The organism is uncultured Neglectibacter sp. (assembly GCA_937958185.1).
GTDB lineage: Bacteria > Bacillota > Clostridia > Oscillospirales > Acutalibacteraceae > Acutalibacter.
In genome coordinates, this window is record CALFFN010000005.1 from 36,812 (window position 1) to 50,492 (window position 13,681).

Genomic DNA, 13,681 nt, shown 5'->3' on the forward strand with positions numbered 1-13,681 from the left:
AAGAAAGCTTCCCCTTGTGACGCAAAACCTCCTTTAGGAAGCGTTGGTGATATCGGAGCCGAAATACTTTTCAGAAAGCTCGGCAAGCTTCCCGCTCTGGCGCATTTCTTCCAGCGCGCCGTTGATGGCTTCCATCAGGGAAGCGGTGTCATCGCCGTTGCGCAGGGGGATCGCGGTCTCGTTGGCTTCCTCCGTCATCACGGCGATCTTCAGGGGCGCGTCGGGGTGCTCCTTCATGTAGTCGTAGTAGGTAAGCTCGGAGTTCAGGGTGGCGTCGATCCTGCCGCTGAGCAGCAGCTCAAAGGTCTGGTTCAGGTCGTCCACGCCGGTGACCTCCGCGCCGTGCTCCTCCGCCAGATGGGCATAGACGCTGTTCAGCGTGTTGGCGGTCTTTTTGCCGTTCAGATCGTCCAGGGACTGAATGTCGCTGTTGGTGTCCTGCACCACCACGGCGGTGTGGTCATAGGCGTAAGGGGTGGAAAGACGGTACTTTTCCTTCCGGCTCTCGTCCACCGTGACGCCGTTTATCATCATGTCGTACCGCCCGGATTCCAGCCCTGCCAGCAGACCGTCCCAGTCACCCTCGATGAAGTTCGCCTTTACGCCGATATAGTCGGCAATGTACTGTCCCACTTCCACGTCGTAGCCCACCAGCTTGTCGGTTTCGTCGTGGTAGGTCCAGGGCGCCCAGGTGCCCTCCATGGCGATGGTGACCTCTCCCTTCTCCTTGATCTGTGCCAGCAGGTCGCCGTCAGCGGCGGTGGCGCTTTGCGCCGGGGCGCTGTTGTCCGGGGCAGAAGCTGTGCCGCCCTGAGAGCAGCCGGACAGCGCCGTGGCGCACACCAGCAGAACGGCAAGCAGCAACGCGGTCAGCTTACTTGTGATTTTCATAAAAAACCTCTCCTTTGTGAAATGATGTTATGTGTTCATTCGGCGGTAGGAATCCCGCCGACGACCTTTAAAAATTCCCTGGTGCGTTCCTCCCTGGGCGCTTCAAACAACGCCCCGGACTCTCCTGCTTCCACCACCAGACCGTCCTCCATGAAAATGACATGGTTGGACACCGTTCTGGCAAAGCCCATTTCGTGGGTGACCACCAGCATGGTCATGCCCTCGTCGGCAAGCTGCCGCATGACCGCAAGCACTTCCCCGGTAAGCTCCGGGTCAAGGGCGGAGGTGGGCTCGTCAAAATAGATGATCTCCGGGTCGGTGGCAAGGGCCCGCGCAATGGCTACCCGCTGCTGCTGCCCGCCGGAAAGCTGGCTGGGGTAGTAGTCACAGCGGTCGGAAAGCCCTACCTTGTCGAGACAGCGCCTGCCGATCTCCTCCGCCTGCGCTTTCGGCATTTTCCGGGCGATCACTAAGCCCTCGGTCACGTTTTGCAGCGCCGTCTTGTTCAAAAACAGGTTGTAGCTTTGGAACACAAAGGCGGTTTTCCTGCGCAGCCGGGCGATGTCTTTTTTGGAAATGTGTCCAAAATGGAACTCCTCGCCGTCAAAATTCATGGTGCCGCCGTTGGCGGTCTCCAGAAAATTGATGCACCGCAGCAATGTGGTTTTCCCCGACCCGCTGGGTCCCAGGATCGCCACCACGTCGCCCTTGTCCACCTTTAAGTCCACACCCTTGAGAACTTCCAGTGTTCCAAAGGATTTCTTGATGCCCTTGATTTCCAGCATTGCCATACCGTCAGTCCTCCTGTTTCATGTGGGCGTTCAGCTTTTTTTCTCCCCAGCTCTGCAGCTTTGTCAGTACCGTGGAAAACAGCAGGTAGACAAGACCCACTTCGATGTAAAGCGCCAGAGGCTCGTAAGTGCGGGCGACAATGCGCTGGGTCGCCATGAACATTTCCGTCACGGTAATGTTGGAGGCAAGGGAAGTGTCCTTTACCATGGCAATGATGGAATTTGCCAGAGAGGGGAACGCCGTCCGCATTGCCTGGGGCAGGATAATGCGCCGCATGGTCTGCATATAGGTCATGCCCGTGCAGTACCCGGCTTCCAGCTGCCCCTGGGGAACGGCTTCCAGCGCCGCCCGAACAATTTCCGCGCAGTAGGCGCCCTCGTTCAACGAGAACACCAGCACCGCCGCCGGAAAGGGGTCGATCAGCAGCCCGATGCTGGGAAAGCCGTAGAACACCACGAAAAGCTGCACCAGCAGGGGCGTGCCCCGGAATACCCAGATATAGAAGCGGGCAAACTGTTTTAAGCCCTTGACATTGGCAAACTGCACCAGCGCCATGGCAACGGCGATTACCATAGCGATGGAAAAGGCGATCACCGTCAGCGGAATGGTGGCGATCAGACCGGGCACAAGAATCTTTCCAAAGGAATCCACCAGGATCCCCCACAATCGTTCTGTCATGTTGTATTCACGCCTTTCGGGGGAGAGGTAAATCGGTCGGCTCGTCAAATTCAACCGCCGGATCGTTCAAAAAACTCCCCGATATGAGCCGCCCGGAGGGGCGGAAGGATACTCTGGTTTCGGTCACTGGCTCTATTATGTACCCTGTTTATAAACTTGTCAAGAATTTTTATAAAGATTTTACATTTTTCACATTTCTCCTCTGGCGAAAACAATTCCAAGTGAGAAAAGAGCCGGAAAATTGGAAGCCTTGCGCGCGGCGCAGGGAAACGCATAAATGCGAAATGCGGGGCAAAACTATAGGATAAATTCCGCCCGGAAAGGAAGATTTCTTTGAAAACAGTATCAAAGCAGCAATACGATGAACGGGTCAAGCAGGCGTCGCCCAATTCCCCGGTAGGCAAGGACTGCCTGCTGGCGTTTCTGTTCGGCGGGCTGATCTGCACCATGGGGCAGGGTATGCTCCAGCTGTACCAAAGCTGGGGGCTGGAAATTAAAGACGCCCGCATGGCAGTGTCCATCAGCCTGATTTTCATTTCCGCCCTTCTCACTGCCCTTGGGTGGTACGACCAGATCGCCAAGCATGCCGGAGCCGGCACGCTGGTACCCATTACCGGCTTTGCCAATTCCATGGTCTCCCCGGCAATGGAATTCAAAAGCGAGGGCTTCATCACAGGTCTCGGCGCGAAAATGTTTATCGTTTCCGGTCCCGTCCTTGTGTTCGGCATTACCGCCAGCATCGTTTACGGCATTATCCTGGTCGTGTTCCGGCTGTAGGATATCCCAGATCATAAAAAGAGACTGTCTGGAAAAGGACAGTCTCTTTTTATATTGCAACGGCAATATGTTAAAATTTTTTCATAGCTTTGCATTTGGGGTCGCACACCTTACATGCGGCGCACGGCTCGATCGTTTCTCCCCGTTTCGATATTTTTACATAACTGCACTTCGGGATCCGCCCGTCCTGAATTGCGCTGATCCTGAATTTGATCAGCCTTTTTGCCAACTCGATCTGGTCTTCCGTTGGATTTATCAAATCAACGCCGGTAAAAGCGCATTTTCCGTCAATACATCTTCCGCAGCCCTCGTATCCCGTACGCCTGTTGACCAGTTCCTGCATGGCAGGAGGTTCTTTCGACAAAAAAGAGTTCAAATATTCATCATACTGAACGCATACCCGGAGCTGCCAATCACTGTTTTCCATTTGATTGACCGAACCCCACCGTTTTCCCTTATACTTGCCGCTTATGCTGATTTTGTTCTCTTTCAGCCATGCAAGAAATTCATTCATCATGCTCCACACCCAATGTATGATTTTACCCACAATCTACTACAAATACCGAAAGAAGTCAATTGCAGATTGCCAGGGAAACGGTCGGCTTATTCTATGCCAAAAGATAGGGGCACCTCCGGGGTTTCGCATTGAGTAAATTCAAGGAGAGTAGAGAGGCTGGCAACACAATAAGCAAAGCTTATTGCGCGGGAAGAAAGCAGCGCTTTCTTCTAAATCAAATCCCTTCTCCCATGCCAAAAGCAGAAACGCCCCTTTGGGGCGTTTCTGCTTTTGGCTGGGCTGGCGGGATTTGACCAAACGCTTTGCGTTTGATGGCTCGCCGACCGTTGCTTTGCAACAGTACCCGTCTCGCCGCTCCTCGCTAAAACCATGCCGCCGGCATGGTTTCTTTACGCTCGGACCCTCTCGGGTTCAAATCCCGCTTCCGATAAAAATTCTGAACCGTCCAGAACGGACGGTTCAGGATTTTGGCTGGGCTGGCGGGATTTGAACCCACGGGTGACGGAGTCAAAGTCCGTTGCCTTACCGCTTGGCGACAGCCCAATATAGGAGACACGGAGCCTAATTGCTAGAATTAAACTCCGCATCTGTTTAAGTGGGGTGGAAGATGGGACTCGAACCCACGGTCTCCAGAGCCACAATCTGGCGCTTTAACCAACTAAGCTACATCCACCATATTGGCGCGCCAAAAGGGACTCGAACCCCTGGCCTACTGCTTAGAAGGCAGTTGCTCTATCCAGCTGAGCTATTGGCGCATAAAGTGAGGAACCCCTACAGGCTCGTAAAAAGTAACCCGCAAACTGCGGTAGGAACTCAAAAGAAGCGGCAGTTTGAAAGAAAAACCGCCCTTGTTATGGGTGAGCAGTTACTCGAAAAGGAGAAACTGCCCTTGCCCTTTCCAGAAAAAAATCGACAGATTTTTTTCTGAGAGGAGGAGCCGACCGACAGGCGAACAAACGCCGCTTGCGGCGTTTCAAGCCAACAGATCGAGCTCCGACGATGGAGCGGGTGATGGGAATCGAACCCACACGACCAGCTTGGAAGGCTGGAGTTCTACCACTGAACTACACCCGCATAACGGTGCTGACAAATTTTCAGCTTTGTTATTATAGCATAGGGTTTTTCCTGCGTCAAGAAGTTTTTTGCAGCCTTTTTGGGGGTGAATTTACAGTGCATTTTACTTCCACAGAGCGAAATAGATATTTTTTGTAAACAAACTGTGGCTTTCCTTGCAATCCGGGTACTATATATGCTATACTACAGTTTATAGTATGGGTACGTATAGTATGATGGAAGGACATGGAAATTGACCTATGGCAAATAATATCCTGACGAAGCTCTTTGGAAACTACAGCAAGCGTGAGCTGAAACGAATCCAGCCCCTGGTAGATAAGGTGCTGGGCATGGAAGACGAATATAAGGCGATGAGTGAGGAGACCCTGAAAGGTCAGACCGATATCCTGAAAGGCCGCCTGCATAACGGAGAAACGCTGGACGATATCCTGCCGGAAGCGTTCGCCGCCTGCCGGGAAGCTATGGCGCGGGTGCTTTCTATCCGGCTGTTCCCCGTTCAGGTGCAGGGCGGCATCATTCTGCACCAGGGGCGCATCGCCGAAATGAAAACAGGTGAAGGCAAAACCTTTACGCTGGCGCTGCCCGCCTATCTGAACGCCCTGTCCGGCGAAGGCGTCCATGTGGTGACGGTCAACGAATACCTGGCGAAGTATCAGGGCGAAATGATGGCGCGGGTGTTCAACTTTATGGGGCTTTCCGTGGGGCTTGCCCTGAACGGTATGAGTTCTGAGGAAAAGCAGGCCGCCTATGCCTGCGATATCACCTACGGCACCAACAATGAAATGGGCTTTGATTACCTGCGGGACAACATGGTCATCTATAAGGAAAACAAGGTCCAGCGCGGGCACCACTACGCCATTGTGGACGAAGTGGACTCCATTCTGATCGACGAGGCGAGAACGCCCCTGATTATTTCCGGGCAGGGGGACAAAGCGAACGATCTGTATGCCCGCGCCAATTCCTTTGCCAGGGGCCTGCGGTTCATCAAGGTCAAGGAGACCGATGAGAAAGAGGACAACGACGAGCTGTACAAGGAATACGACTACATTGTCAACGAAAAGCTGAAAACCTGTTCCCTGACCCGCCGGGGCGTGAAAAAGGCGGAGGAATATTTCCATCTGGAAAACCTGACCGACCCGGACAATATCCAGGTGCAGCACCATGTCAACCAGGCGATCCGGGCGTGGGGCATCATGCACCGGGACCAGGACTACGTGGTAAAGGACGGGGAAGTCATCATTGTAGACGAGTTCACCGGGCGCCTGATGTACGGGCGCCGGTACAACGAGGGGCTGCACCAGGCGATCGAAGCCAAGGAAGGCGTGGAGGTCGCCCGGGAAAGCAAGACCCTTGCCACCATCACTTTCCAGAATTATTTTCGCCTGTACCAGAAGCTTTCCGGCATGACGGGCACCGCCATGACGGAGGAAGAGGAATTTTCGGAAATTTATCAGCTGGACGTGGTGGAAATTCCCACCAACCGTCCCATGATCCGGGAAGACTGCGCCGACGTGGTATACAAGAACGAGCAGGCGAAATTCAATGCGGTGATCGACGATATTGTGGAGCACCACGCCAAGGGGCAGCCTGTGCTGGTGGGCACCATCACCATTGAAAAGTCTGAGCAGCTCAGCAAAATGCTGAAGCAGCGGGGCATAAAGCACGAGGTCTTAAACGCCAAGTACCACGAAAAGGAAGCCCAGATCGTGGCGCAGGCAGGCAGAAAGGGCGCCGTCACCATCGCCACCAACATGGCGGGGCGCGGCACGGATATCCTGCTGGGCGGCAACGCGGAATTTATGGCGAAAGCGGAAATGCGGAAAATGGGCTTCACCGAGGAACAGCTGGTGGAAGCCACCGCCTACAGCAGCACCACTGACGAGGATATTTTGAACGCCCGGAAAACCTTTGCCGAGCTGAACCGAAAGTATAAAGAGGAGATCGCCCCGGAGGCGCAGGAGGTCAAGGAGCTGGGCGGGCTGTACATTATCGGCACGGAACGCCACGAGTCCCGCCGGATCGATAACCAGCTGCGCGGTCGTGCCGGCCGTCAGGGGGACCCGGGCAAGAGCCGGTTCTACATTTCCCTGGAAGACGATTTGATGCGGCTGTTCGGCGGCGAGCGGATCTCCACCATGATGGACCGGCTGCGCATTGAGGACGATGTGCCCATTGAGGCGGGGCTTGTGACGGGTTCCATTGAAAGCGCCCAGCGCAAGGTGGAAAGCCGGAACTTTGCCATTCGGAAAAACGTGCTGCAATACGACGATGTGATGAACCTGCAGCGCGCCAAGATCTACAGCCAGCGGGACGAGGTTCTGAACGGCGCCAATATGAAGGACGCCATCATGAAGATGCTGAACGAAGCCATCGAGACCACAGTCGGCACCTTCCTGCCGGCGGATACCCCCCATGACGACTGGGATTTGAACGGTCTGCGGGAGCATTACAACGGCTGGCTGATTGGGGAAAACGACCTGCATTTCTCCAAGGCGGAGCTGGAAGACCTGGAGCCGGAATTTGTGGTGGAGGAGCTGCAGAAAAAGGCAGCCGGGCTTTATGAAAAGCGGGAAGAGCAGTTTACTTCTCCCGTTATGCGGGAAGTGGAGCGCGTGGTGCTGCTGCGGAACGTGGACCAGGAGTGGATGGACCATATCGACGCCATGGAGCAGCTGCAGGACGGCATTCGCCTGCGCGCTTATGCCCAGCAGGACCCTGTGGTGGAATACCGGGTGGAGGGCTCCGATATGTTTGACGCCATGATCGCCACCATTCGGGAAAACACGGCAAAAATGATCCTCACCGTGCGGCTGCGCACGCCGGAAGCCCCCAAGCGGGAGCAGGTGGCGAAAGAGACCAGCGCCGGCACCGCGGGAGACGAAACGGTGAAGAAGCAGCCTGTGCACAAGGAGAAGAAGCCCGGGCGCAACGATCCCTGTCCCTGTGGAAGCGGGTTGAAGTACAAGAAATGCTGCGGGAGAAATGAGTAAATCTCAACCGCAGTTGCCTGGCAGGGACAAAAAGTCCCTTCGGGAGCGAAACGTCTTGCCTGCGGCAAGACGCGCAAAATATAAGAAATGCTGCGGGAGAAATGAGTAAATCGAAAAATCTGCCTGTTTCAGGAAGTGAGAATTTTTCATGAAAAAATTGCTGAGGGGTTGCTTTTGTCTGCTGTTATCGGCGGTGCTGGCGGTCAGCCTTGCCGGGTGCACCATTCCCATGCCCGGCTTTGCCGATTACGATGTGTCCCGGTACATTCAGGCGCTGCTGGACAGCAGCTATCACAATTCCAACGAAGACCTGATGGAGCTTGCCAAGATCACCGAAGAAAAGGCGCAGGAAAACAACAGCACCACGGTGGAAAACGCGGTAGTGAATTTCTGCAATACCTACGACCTGTCTCCCTCCGACGCCCAGCTTCAGGAGCTGCAGCAGGTGATGAAGCAGGCGTTTGCCCTGACAAAGTACATGGTAAAGGACGAGCGGAAGACAGACACAGGGTATTATCTGGAGGTGGAGATCGCCTCCATCACCAATTTTGAAGGGCGGCAGGCGGATATCGAAAGGCTGAAGGCAGCCGCCCAGCAGGAAGCTACCGCGGTGAACACGGCAAAGCCCGTGGTCCTGCCCGGCACGGTCCCGGACGATGACTACGATGAGGAAGACGGCGCCGGGGAAGACGAGGATACGGACGACACTTCCTCCGGCGTGGCTCCGGCGCTGCCGGAGGGGGAAAAGGTGAACGCGGAGGAACTGTTCCTGGACAAGGTGCTGGACTTCTGTAAGCAGGAGCTGGCGAACATTTCCTACGACCCGGAAATGCGCACTGTGGCGCTGGATATCCGGCAGACGGACAAGGGCGAGTTGCAATTGGACCTGAACCAGATCGACACCATCGACCGGACTGTGATCCGATTTGAACCATAACGAACAGGGGGTGGGGAATGCCGCCCCTTTCCCGTATCTAAACGGAGATATTGACTACAAAGGAGGCCTGTATAATGGAAACGAAAGAGATTGCCCGCACGGCGGAGCTGTACGACCTGAGCCATACGGCGGCAAAGCCGCTGCTGGAAAAGACAGAATATCCGTGGGAAGCGCTGGCAGAGATCGGCAGCTTCATTCTGGAGCTGGGGAAAACCCTTTCCCCGGAGGAATACGAGAAAAGGGGCGAGGATATCTGGATCCACAGAACCGCCAGGATATACCCAAACAACTATATTGCGGGTCCCTGTATTATCGGGGCGGAAACGGAAGTGCGCCCCGGGGCGTTTATCCGCGGCAAGGCGCTGGTGGGGGAGCACTGCGTGGTGGGCAACTCCACCGAACTCAAAAACGTCATTCTTTTCGACCATGTGCAGGTGCCGCATTATAACTATGTGGGAGATTCCATCTTGGGGCACTGGGCGCACATGGGCGCGGGGTCCATCACCTCCAATGTAAAGCAGGATAAGACCCCTGTCGTTGTGAAATTTGAAGCCGAAAAGCGGGAAACCGGGCTGAAAAAGTTCGGCGCCATGCTGGGCGACCATGTGGAGATCGGCTGCAACAGCGTGCTGAACCCCGGCACGGTGATCGGCAGGAATTCCAGAGTATACCCCCTGTCCTCGGTGCGGGGCTATGTGCCGGGGAACATGATCTTCAAGCAGGGGAAGCTTGCGGAGATTCGGGAATAAGCCTTTGGGGAAAACCGGGGAATTGAAACAGAAAGGGAAGAAATCGCCGTGGAATGGTTGACTGAATTTTTGCAGTCCGGCGTGCTGCCGGTGGCGCTGCTGATCCTGCGCGTCATCACGCCTGTGCTGGCGCTTTATGTGGTGTGGCGCAGTTATACCTCATTTCAAAAGGGGCAGCGGAAGCGCGACCCGGTCATCACCCTGTGGGACGAAGCCTCCGGCACCAGGTTCCCGGTGCTGTACTGGGAAAATTCCATCGGGCGCAGCAAAAGCTGTGACGTCTACCTGCCGGACGCCACCGCCTCCCGGGACCACGCGGTGCTCCTGCGCCGGGACGAGGGCTGGTTCATCTGCGATACCGGCTCGAAATCCGGCGTGTTCGTCAACGGCAAAAAGGTGGACGGAAGGAAGCTTGTCAACGTGGGGGACAAGATCACCATGGGCTCCACCACCCTGTCCCTGTGGAACTCGGACAGCCAGCCGGAGAAAAAGCGGCGGGTGTTCGTGGGCTTTTCCCGGAAAGCCGCCTCGCCTGCCAAGCTGATGGTGAGCGCCACCCTGGTGCATCTTCTCATGGCGGTGCAGAGCTGCTTTGCGGGCGGAAGCTTTGCCCCGGTGCAATTTGTGCCGTTTTTCATCGTGCTTGCCCTGGGCTGGGGACTGTACACCTTTTTTATGGGGATCCGCCACCATGTCAGCTTTGAAATAGAAACGGTGGCGTATCTGCTGTCCGGTATCGGCATTCTGCTGCTTGCCGCCTATGATATCGGGGAGGTCAAGACCCAGATCGCCGCCATGCTGCTGGGCATGATCCTGTTCTGCGTCATGCTGTGGTTCATGGACGATATGGAGCGCGTGGCAAAATTCCGCGTTGCCATCGGCATTGGGGCATTGGCGCTCTTTGCGCTGAATCTGGTGATCGGCAGGGAGATCTACGGCGCGAAAAACTGGATCATCATTGGTCCCATCAGCTTCCAGCCCTCGGAGCTTATCAAGATCGCTTTTATTTTCGTGGGCACGTCCACGCTGGACAGGCTGCAAACGAAAAAGAATATCACGGAATTCCTGGTGTTCACCCTGGCGTGCGTGGGCTGCCTTGCCCTGATGGGGGATTACGGCTCCGCCGTGGTGTTCTTCGCGGGCTTTTTGATCATCGCTTTCATGCGTTCCGGCAGTGTGCGCACCATTGCGCTGATTTTGGGTGGCGCCTGTCTGGGGCTGATGCTGGTTTTGAAATTCAAATCCCATGTGATCGCCCGGTTCTCTTTATGGGGGCACGTGTGGGACGATATGTACGGCGCGGGCTTCCAGCAGACCCACACCCTGACCTATATCGCCAGCGGCGGGCTGTTCGGCGTGGGGCTGGGGCAGGGCTGTATGCCTGAGGTCCCCATGGGCGACAGCGACCTGGTGTTTGGGCTGCTCTGCGAGGAACAGGGGCTGTTCATGGGGCTGGTGGTCCTGATGGCGATCGCCATGTTCATTCTGTATGCCAGAAGCGAGGTCACCCGCAGCCGTTCCACCTTTTTCTCCATCGCTGCCTGCGCGGCGGCGGGAATGCTGTTGTTCCAGACCTGCCTCAATGTGTTCGGACCTGTGGACGTGCTGCCCTTTACCGGCGTGACGCTGCCCTTTATCAGCTCCGGCGGTTCCAGCATGATCTCCGTGTGGGCGATGATGGCGTTTTTGAAGGCTTCCGATGAGCGCACCTACGCCGCCCGCCGGGCTTCCCGCCACAGCAGCGGAAGCGCCAGCCGCAATACGCCGCCTGACCGCAGAGGGCGCGGCGCCGGAGCGGGCAGACCCTCCGGGCGGTCTGCCGGGAGAAGCGCGCGGGAAATGGAGGACATCTATTCATGAAAACTGTGGGAATGCGTTCCATTGTACTGTATATCCTGCTGTTCGCCTTTCTGGGCGGGCTGGGGTATTTTGTAGTGGAGCTGTTCATCAATGGCAGCTGGTGGGCGACCCAGCCCTATAACGGGCACCTCTATTCGGAAAAGGCCACCGCGAAGCTGGGAGATATCAAAGACGTAAACGGCAACCTGCTGGCGTCTACCGAAGACGGCGTTCGCGTGTACAGCGAAGACGAAACCGTCCGCCGGGCGCTGTACCACACCGTGGGGGATAATTACGGATATATCAGCACCGGGGTGCAGCATACCATGAGCTCCAGGCTGTCCGGCTATAATGTGATCACCGGGCTGAACGATACCGTGTTTAACCGCCTGGGCAGCAATCTGGAGCTGACCGTGGACCAGAATGTCTGTACGGCGGCGTATCACGCGCTGGACGGGCATAACGGCGGCATCATCGTCTATAACTATAAAAACGGGGACGTGATCTGCAAGGTCAGCACCCCCACGGTAGACCCGGAAAACGTGCCGGAGGATATCGAAACGAACGAGGACTATAAGGGCGTGTACCTGGACAACACCCTGTCCGGCTCCTTTACGCCGGGCAGCATTTTCAAGGTGGTCACCGCCGCCGCGGCAATGGAGCTGTGGCCCGATTCCTGGAGCGAGCGCACCTACACCTGCGAGGGCTCTCTGGAAATGGGCGGGGACGATATCACCTGCCTGCATGGCGACGCCCACGGAACCCAGAATATGTACGAGGCGCTGGGCAATTCCTGCAATGTGTATTTTGCCCAGCTTGCCCGGGATATCGGCAGCGAGCTTCTGCAAAAAAAGGCGGAGGAGATGGGCTTTAACATGGTGCTTTCCTTCGACGGCATTTCCGTTTCCGAAAGCACCATCGACCTGAGCGGCTGCAATGAAAACCAGCTGGGCTGGGCAGGCGTGGGACAGTATACGCTGCTCGCGAACCCCTACCACATGATGGTGCTGATGGGCGCCACCGCCAACGGCGGCGAATACGTCCAGCCCCGTCTCACCTCCGGGCTGGACCTGTTCGGCGGCTTCCGGCAGGAGGACAGGCGGCTCATGACCGCCGGCACGGCGTCCCAGCTGAAGTCCCTGCTGCGCAACGACGTGGAGGAATATTACGGGGACTGGATGTTCCCGGAGGGCATGAATGTCTGCGCCAAAACCGGCACAGGAGAGGTGGGGGAGGAAAAGGCCCCCAACTGCTGGATCATCGGCTTCTGCGACAGCGAAAAATATCCCTACGCTTTCGCCGCGCTGGTGGAGGAGGGTTCCGGCGGCATTGAAAGCGCCGGAAACGCCATTGCCGCCGTGCTGCGGGAGATCGTAAATTCCTGAGCGCTTAGAAAGATTGAAAACTTTTTGACGATAGAGAAAGATCGAAATTTCGCGGAGAAAGGAACGTGGTCACCATGAAAATCGAAAAGCTGTCCCCTGCCTTTAAGGACTACCTTTGGGGCGGCACAAAGCTGCGGGACGTGTACGGCAAAAACTGCGATTACGACAAAGTTGCGGAAAGCTGGGAGCTTTCCACCCACCCTGCCGGAGAAAGCAGGATCACAGGGGGAGCGTTCGATGGGCTGACCTTGGGCGAATACTTCGCAAAAGTCGGGAAAGACGTGCTGGGTAGCCATGGAAAGGCGTTTGAGAATTTCCCGGTGCTCATCAAATTCATTGACGCCAGGGAGCCCCTTTCCATTCAGGTGCACCCCAGCGATGAATACGCCCTGCGGGAGGAACACGAATACGGCAAAACGGAAATGTGGTACGTGATGGACTGCGAGCCCGGCGCGTTCCTGTATTTCGGCGTGAACCGGGAAATCACCCGGGAGGAATTTCGGCAGAGGATCGAAAACAACACCGTGCTGGAGGTGCTGAACCGGGTGGACGTACACCCTGGGGACGTGTTCTTTATTGAATCCGGCACCATTCATGCCATCGGGGCTGGCATTCTCATCTGCGAGATACAGCAGAATTCCAACTGCACTTATCGCGTTTACGACTATGACCGCCGGGGCGCGGACGGCAAGCCCAGGGAGCTTCATGTGGAAAAGGCGCTGGCGGTGTTCAGGTTTACCCCCTCCGACACCACCGACCGGCAGGGCGGCGCCCAGCCGGTGGCGGGCGGCAGCGTGAAAAAGCTTGCCTCCTGCAAATATTTCACCACGGAGAAGCTGGAAATTTCCGGGACGATGACCCTGACCGCCGGAGAGGACAGCTTCCTGTCCCTGATCGTTCTGACGGGTACGGCGGAGATCGCCGGGGTGGAGAACACTCTTTCCTGCAGGGCGGGGGACAGCGTGTTCGTTCCGGCGGGAGCCGGAACGGTCACCGTTTCCGGGAACTGTCAGGTGATACGGACCACCGTATAAGAAAACTCAGGAGGAAAC

The 13,681-nt window shown here is 56.3% G+C and carries 11 protein-coding genes and 4 tRNA genes; 7 read left to right on the forward strand and 8 right to left on the reverse strand.

Annotation, left to right across the window (positions count from 1 at the left end):
* Positions 1-33: 33 nt before the first annotated feature.
* Genes AB8996_RS00985 through AB8996_RS00995 form a run of 3 tightly spaced genes read right to left on the reverse strand, consistent with a single transcriptional unit; the run spans position 34 to position 2,361 of the window.
* Positions 34-891 carry a transporter substrate-binding domain-containing protein gene (locus AB8996_RS00985; protein ID WP_369297108.1) on the reverse strand — a complete coding sequence of 286 codons (858 nt, stop codon included), beginning with the start codon at positions 889-891 and terminating at the stop codon, positions 34-36.
* Between the two features lie 35 nt (positions 892-926).
* Positions 927-1,682, reverse strand: coding sequence for an amino acid ABC transporter ATP-binding protein (locus tag AB8996_RS00990; RefSeq protein ID WP_369297109.1), 756 nt, complete (start codon positions 1,680-1,682; stop codon positions 927-929).
* 4 nt (positions 1,683-1,686) lie between these two features.
* A complete protein-coding gene (locus AB8996_RS00995) occupies positions 1,687-2,361 on the reverse strand; it encodes an amino acid ABC transporter permease (protein ID WP_369297110.1) in 675 nt (224 codons plus the stop codon).
* Between the two features lie 333 nt (positions 2,362-2,694).
* On the opposite strand from AB8996_RS00995, the gene spoVAC reads away from it, so the two are divergent.
* Complete coding sequence (gene spoVAC / locus AB8996_RS01000) at positions 2,695-3,138, forward strand: stage V sporulation protein AC (protein WP_369297111.1); 444 nt, start codon at positions 2,695-2,697, stop codon at positions 3,136-3,138.
* Positions 3,139-3,208: 70 nt separating this feature from the next.
* On the opposite strand, the gene AB8996_RS01005 is transcribed toward spoVAC, so the two are convergent.
* The 5 genes from AB8996_RS01005 to AB8996_RS01025 all read right to left on the reverse strand — a co-directional run bounded on the left by AB8996_RS01005 (position 3,209) and on the right by AB8996_RS01025 (position 4,729).
* Positions 3,209-3,685 (reverse strand): hypothetical protein, encoded by a 477-nt coding sequence (locus AB8996_RS01005; protein WP_369297112.1) that lies wholly within the window; start codon positions 3,683-3,685, stop codon positions 3,209-3,211.
* Positions 3,686-4,123: 438 nt separating this feature from the next.
* Positions 4,124-4,198, reverse strand: a tRNA-Gln gene (locus tag AB8996_RS01010).
* A gap of 53 nt (positions 4,199-4,251) precedes the next feature.
* Positions 4,252-4,328, reverse strand: a tRNA-His gene (locus AB8996_RS01015).
* A 5-nt stretch (positions 4,329-4,333) separates the two neighbouring features.
* Positions 4,334-4,410 (reverse strand) — tRNA-Arg (locus AB8996_RS01020).
* Between the two features lie 245 nt (positions 4,411-4,655).
* Positions 4,656-4,729: transfer RNA gene (locus AB8996_RS01025), tRNA-Gly, on the reverse strand.
* 239 nt (positions 4,730-4,968) lie between these two features.
* Here AB8996_RS01025 and secA point away from each other — a divergent pair.
* The 6 genes from secA (at position 4,969) to AB8996_RS01055 (ending at position 13,663) form a co-directional block, all read left to right on the forward strand.
* The gene (secA, locus tag AB8996_RS01030) at positions 4,969-7,719 is read left to right on the forward strand and encodes a preprotein translocase subunit SecA (RefSeq protein ID WP_369297113.1); all 2,751 of its coding nucleotides are present in this window, start codon (positions 4,969-4,971) and stop codon (positions 7,717-7,719) included.
* Positions 7,720-7,867: 148 nt separating this feature from the next.
* The gene (locus AB8996_RS01035; RefSeq protein ID WP_369297114.1) at positions 7,868-8,656 is read left to right on the forward strand and encodes a hypothetical protein; all 789 of its coding nucleotides are present in this window, start codon (positions 7,868-7,870) and stop codon (positions 8,654-8,656) included.
* A gap of 74 nt (positions 8,657-8,730) precedes the next feature.
* Positions 8,731-9,405 carry a UDP-N-acetylglucosamine pyrophosphorylase gene (locus AB8996_RS01040; protein ID WP_369297115.1) on the forward strand — a complete coding sequence of 225 codons (675 nt, stop codon included), beginning with the start codon at positions 8,731-8,733 and terminating at the stop codon, positions 9,403-9,405.
* Positions 9,406-9,453: 48 nt separating this feature from the next.
* Complete coding sequence (locus AB8996_RS01045) at positions 9,454-11,265, forward strand: FtsW/RodA/SpoVE family cell cycle protein (protein ID WP_369297116.1); 1,812 nt, start codon at positions 9,454-9,456, stop codon at positions 11,263-11,265.
* Positions 11,262-12,629, forward strand: a complete 1,368-nt coding sequence (locus AB8996_RS01050) for a penicillin-binding transpeptidase domain-containing protein (RefSeq protein WP_369297117.1) — start codon at positions 11,262-11,264, stop codon at positions 12,627-12,629. Before AB8996_RS01045 ends, AB8996_RS01050 begins: the two co-directional genes overlap by 4 nt.
* A 74-nt stretch (positions 12,630-12,703) precedes the next feature.
* The gene (locus AB8996_RS01055; RefSeq protein WP_369297118.1) at positions 12,704-13,663 is read left to right on the forward strand and encodes a type I phosphomannose isomerase catalytic subunit; all 960 of its coding nucleotides are present in this window, start codon (positions 12,704-12,706) and stop codon (positions 13,661-13,663) included.
* Positions 13,664-13,681 lie beyond the last annotated feature (18 nt).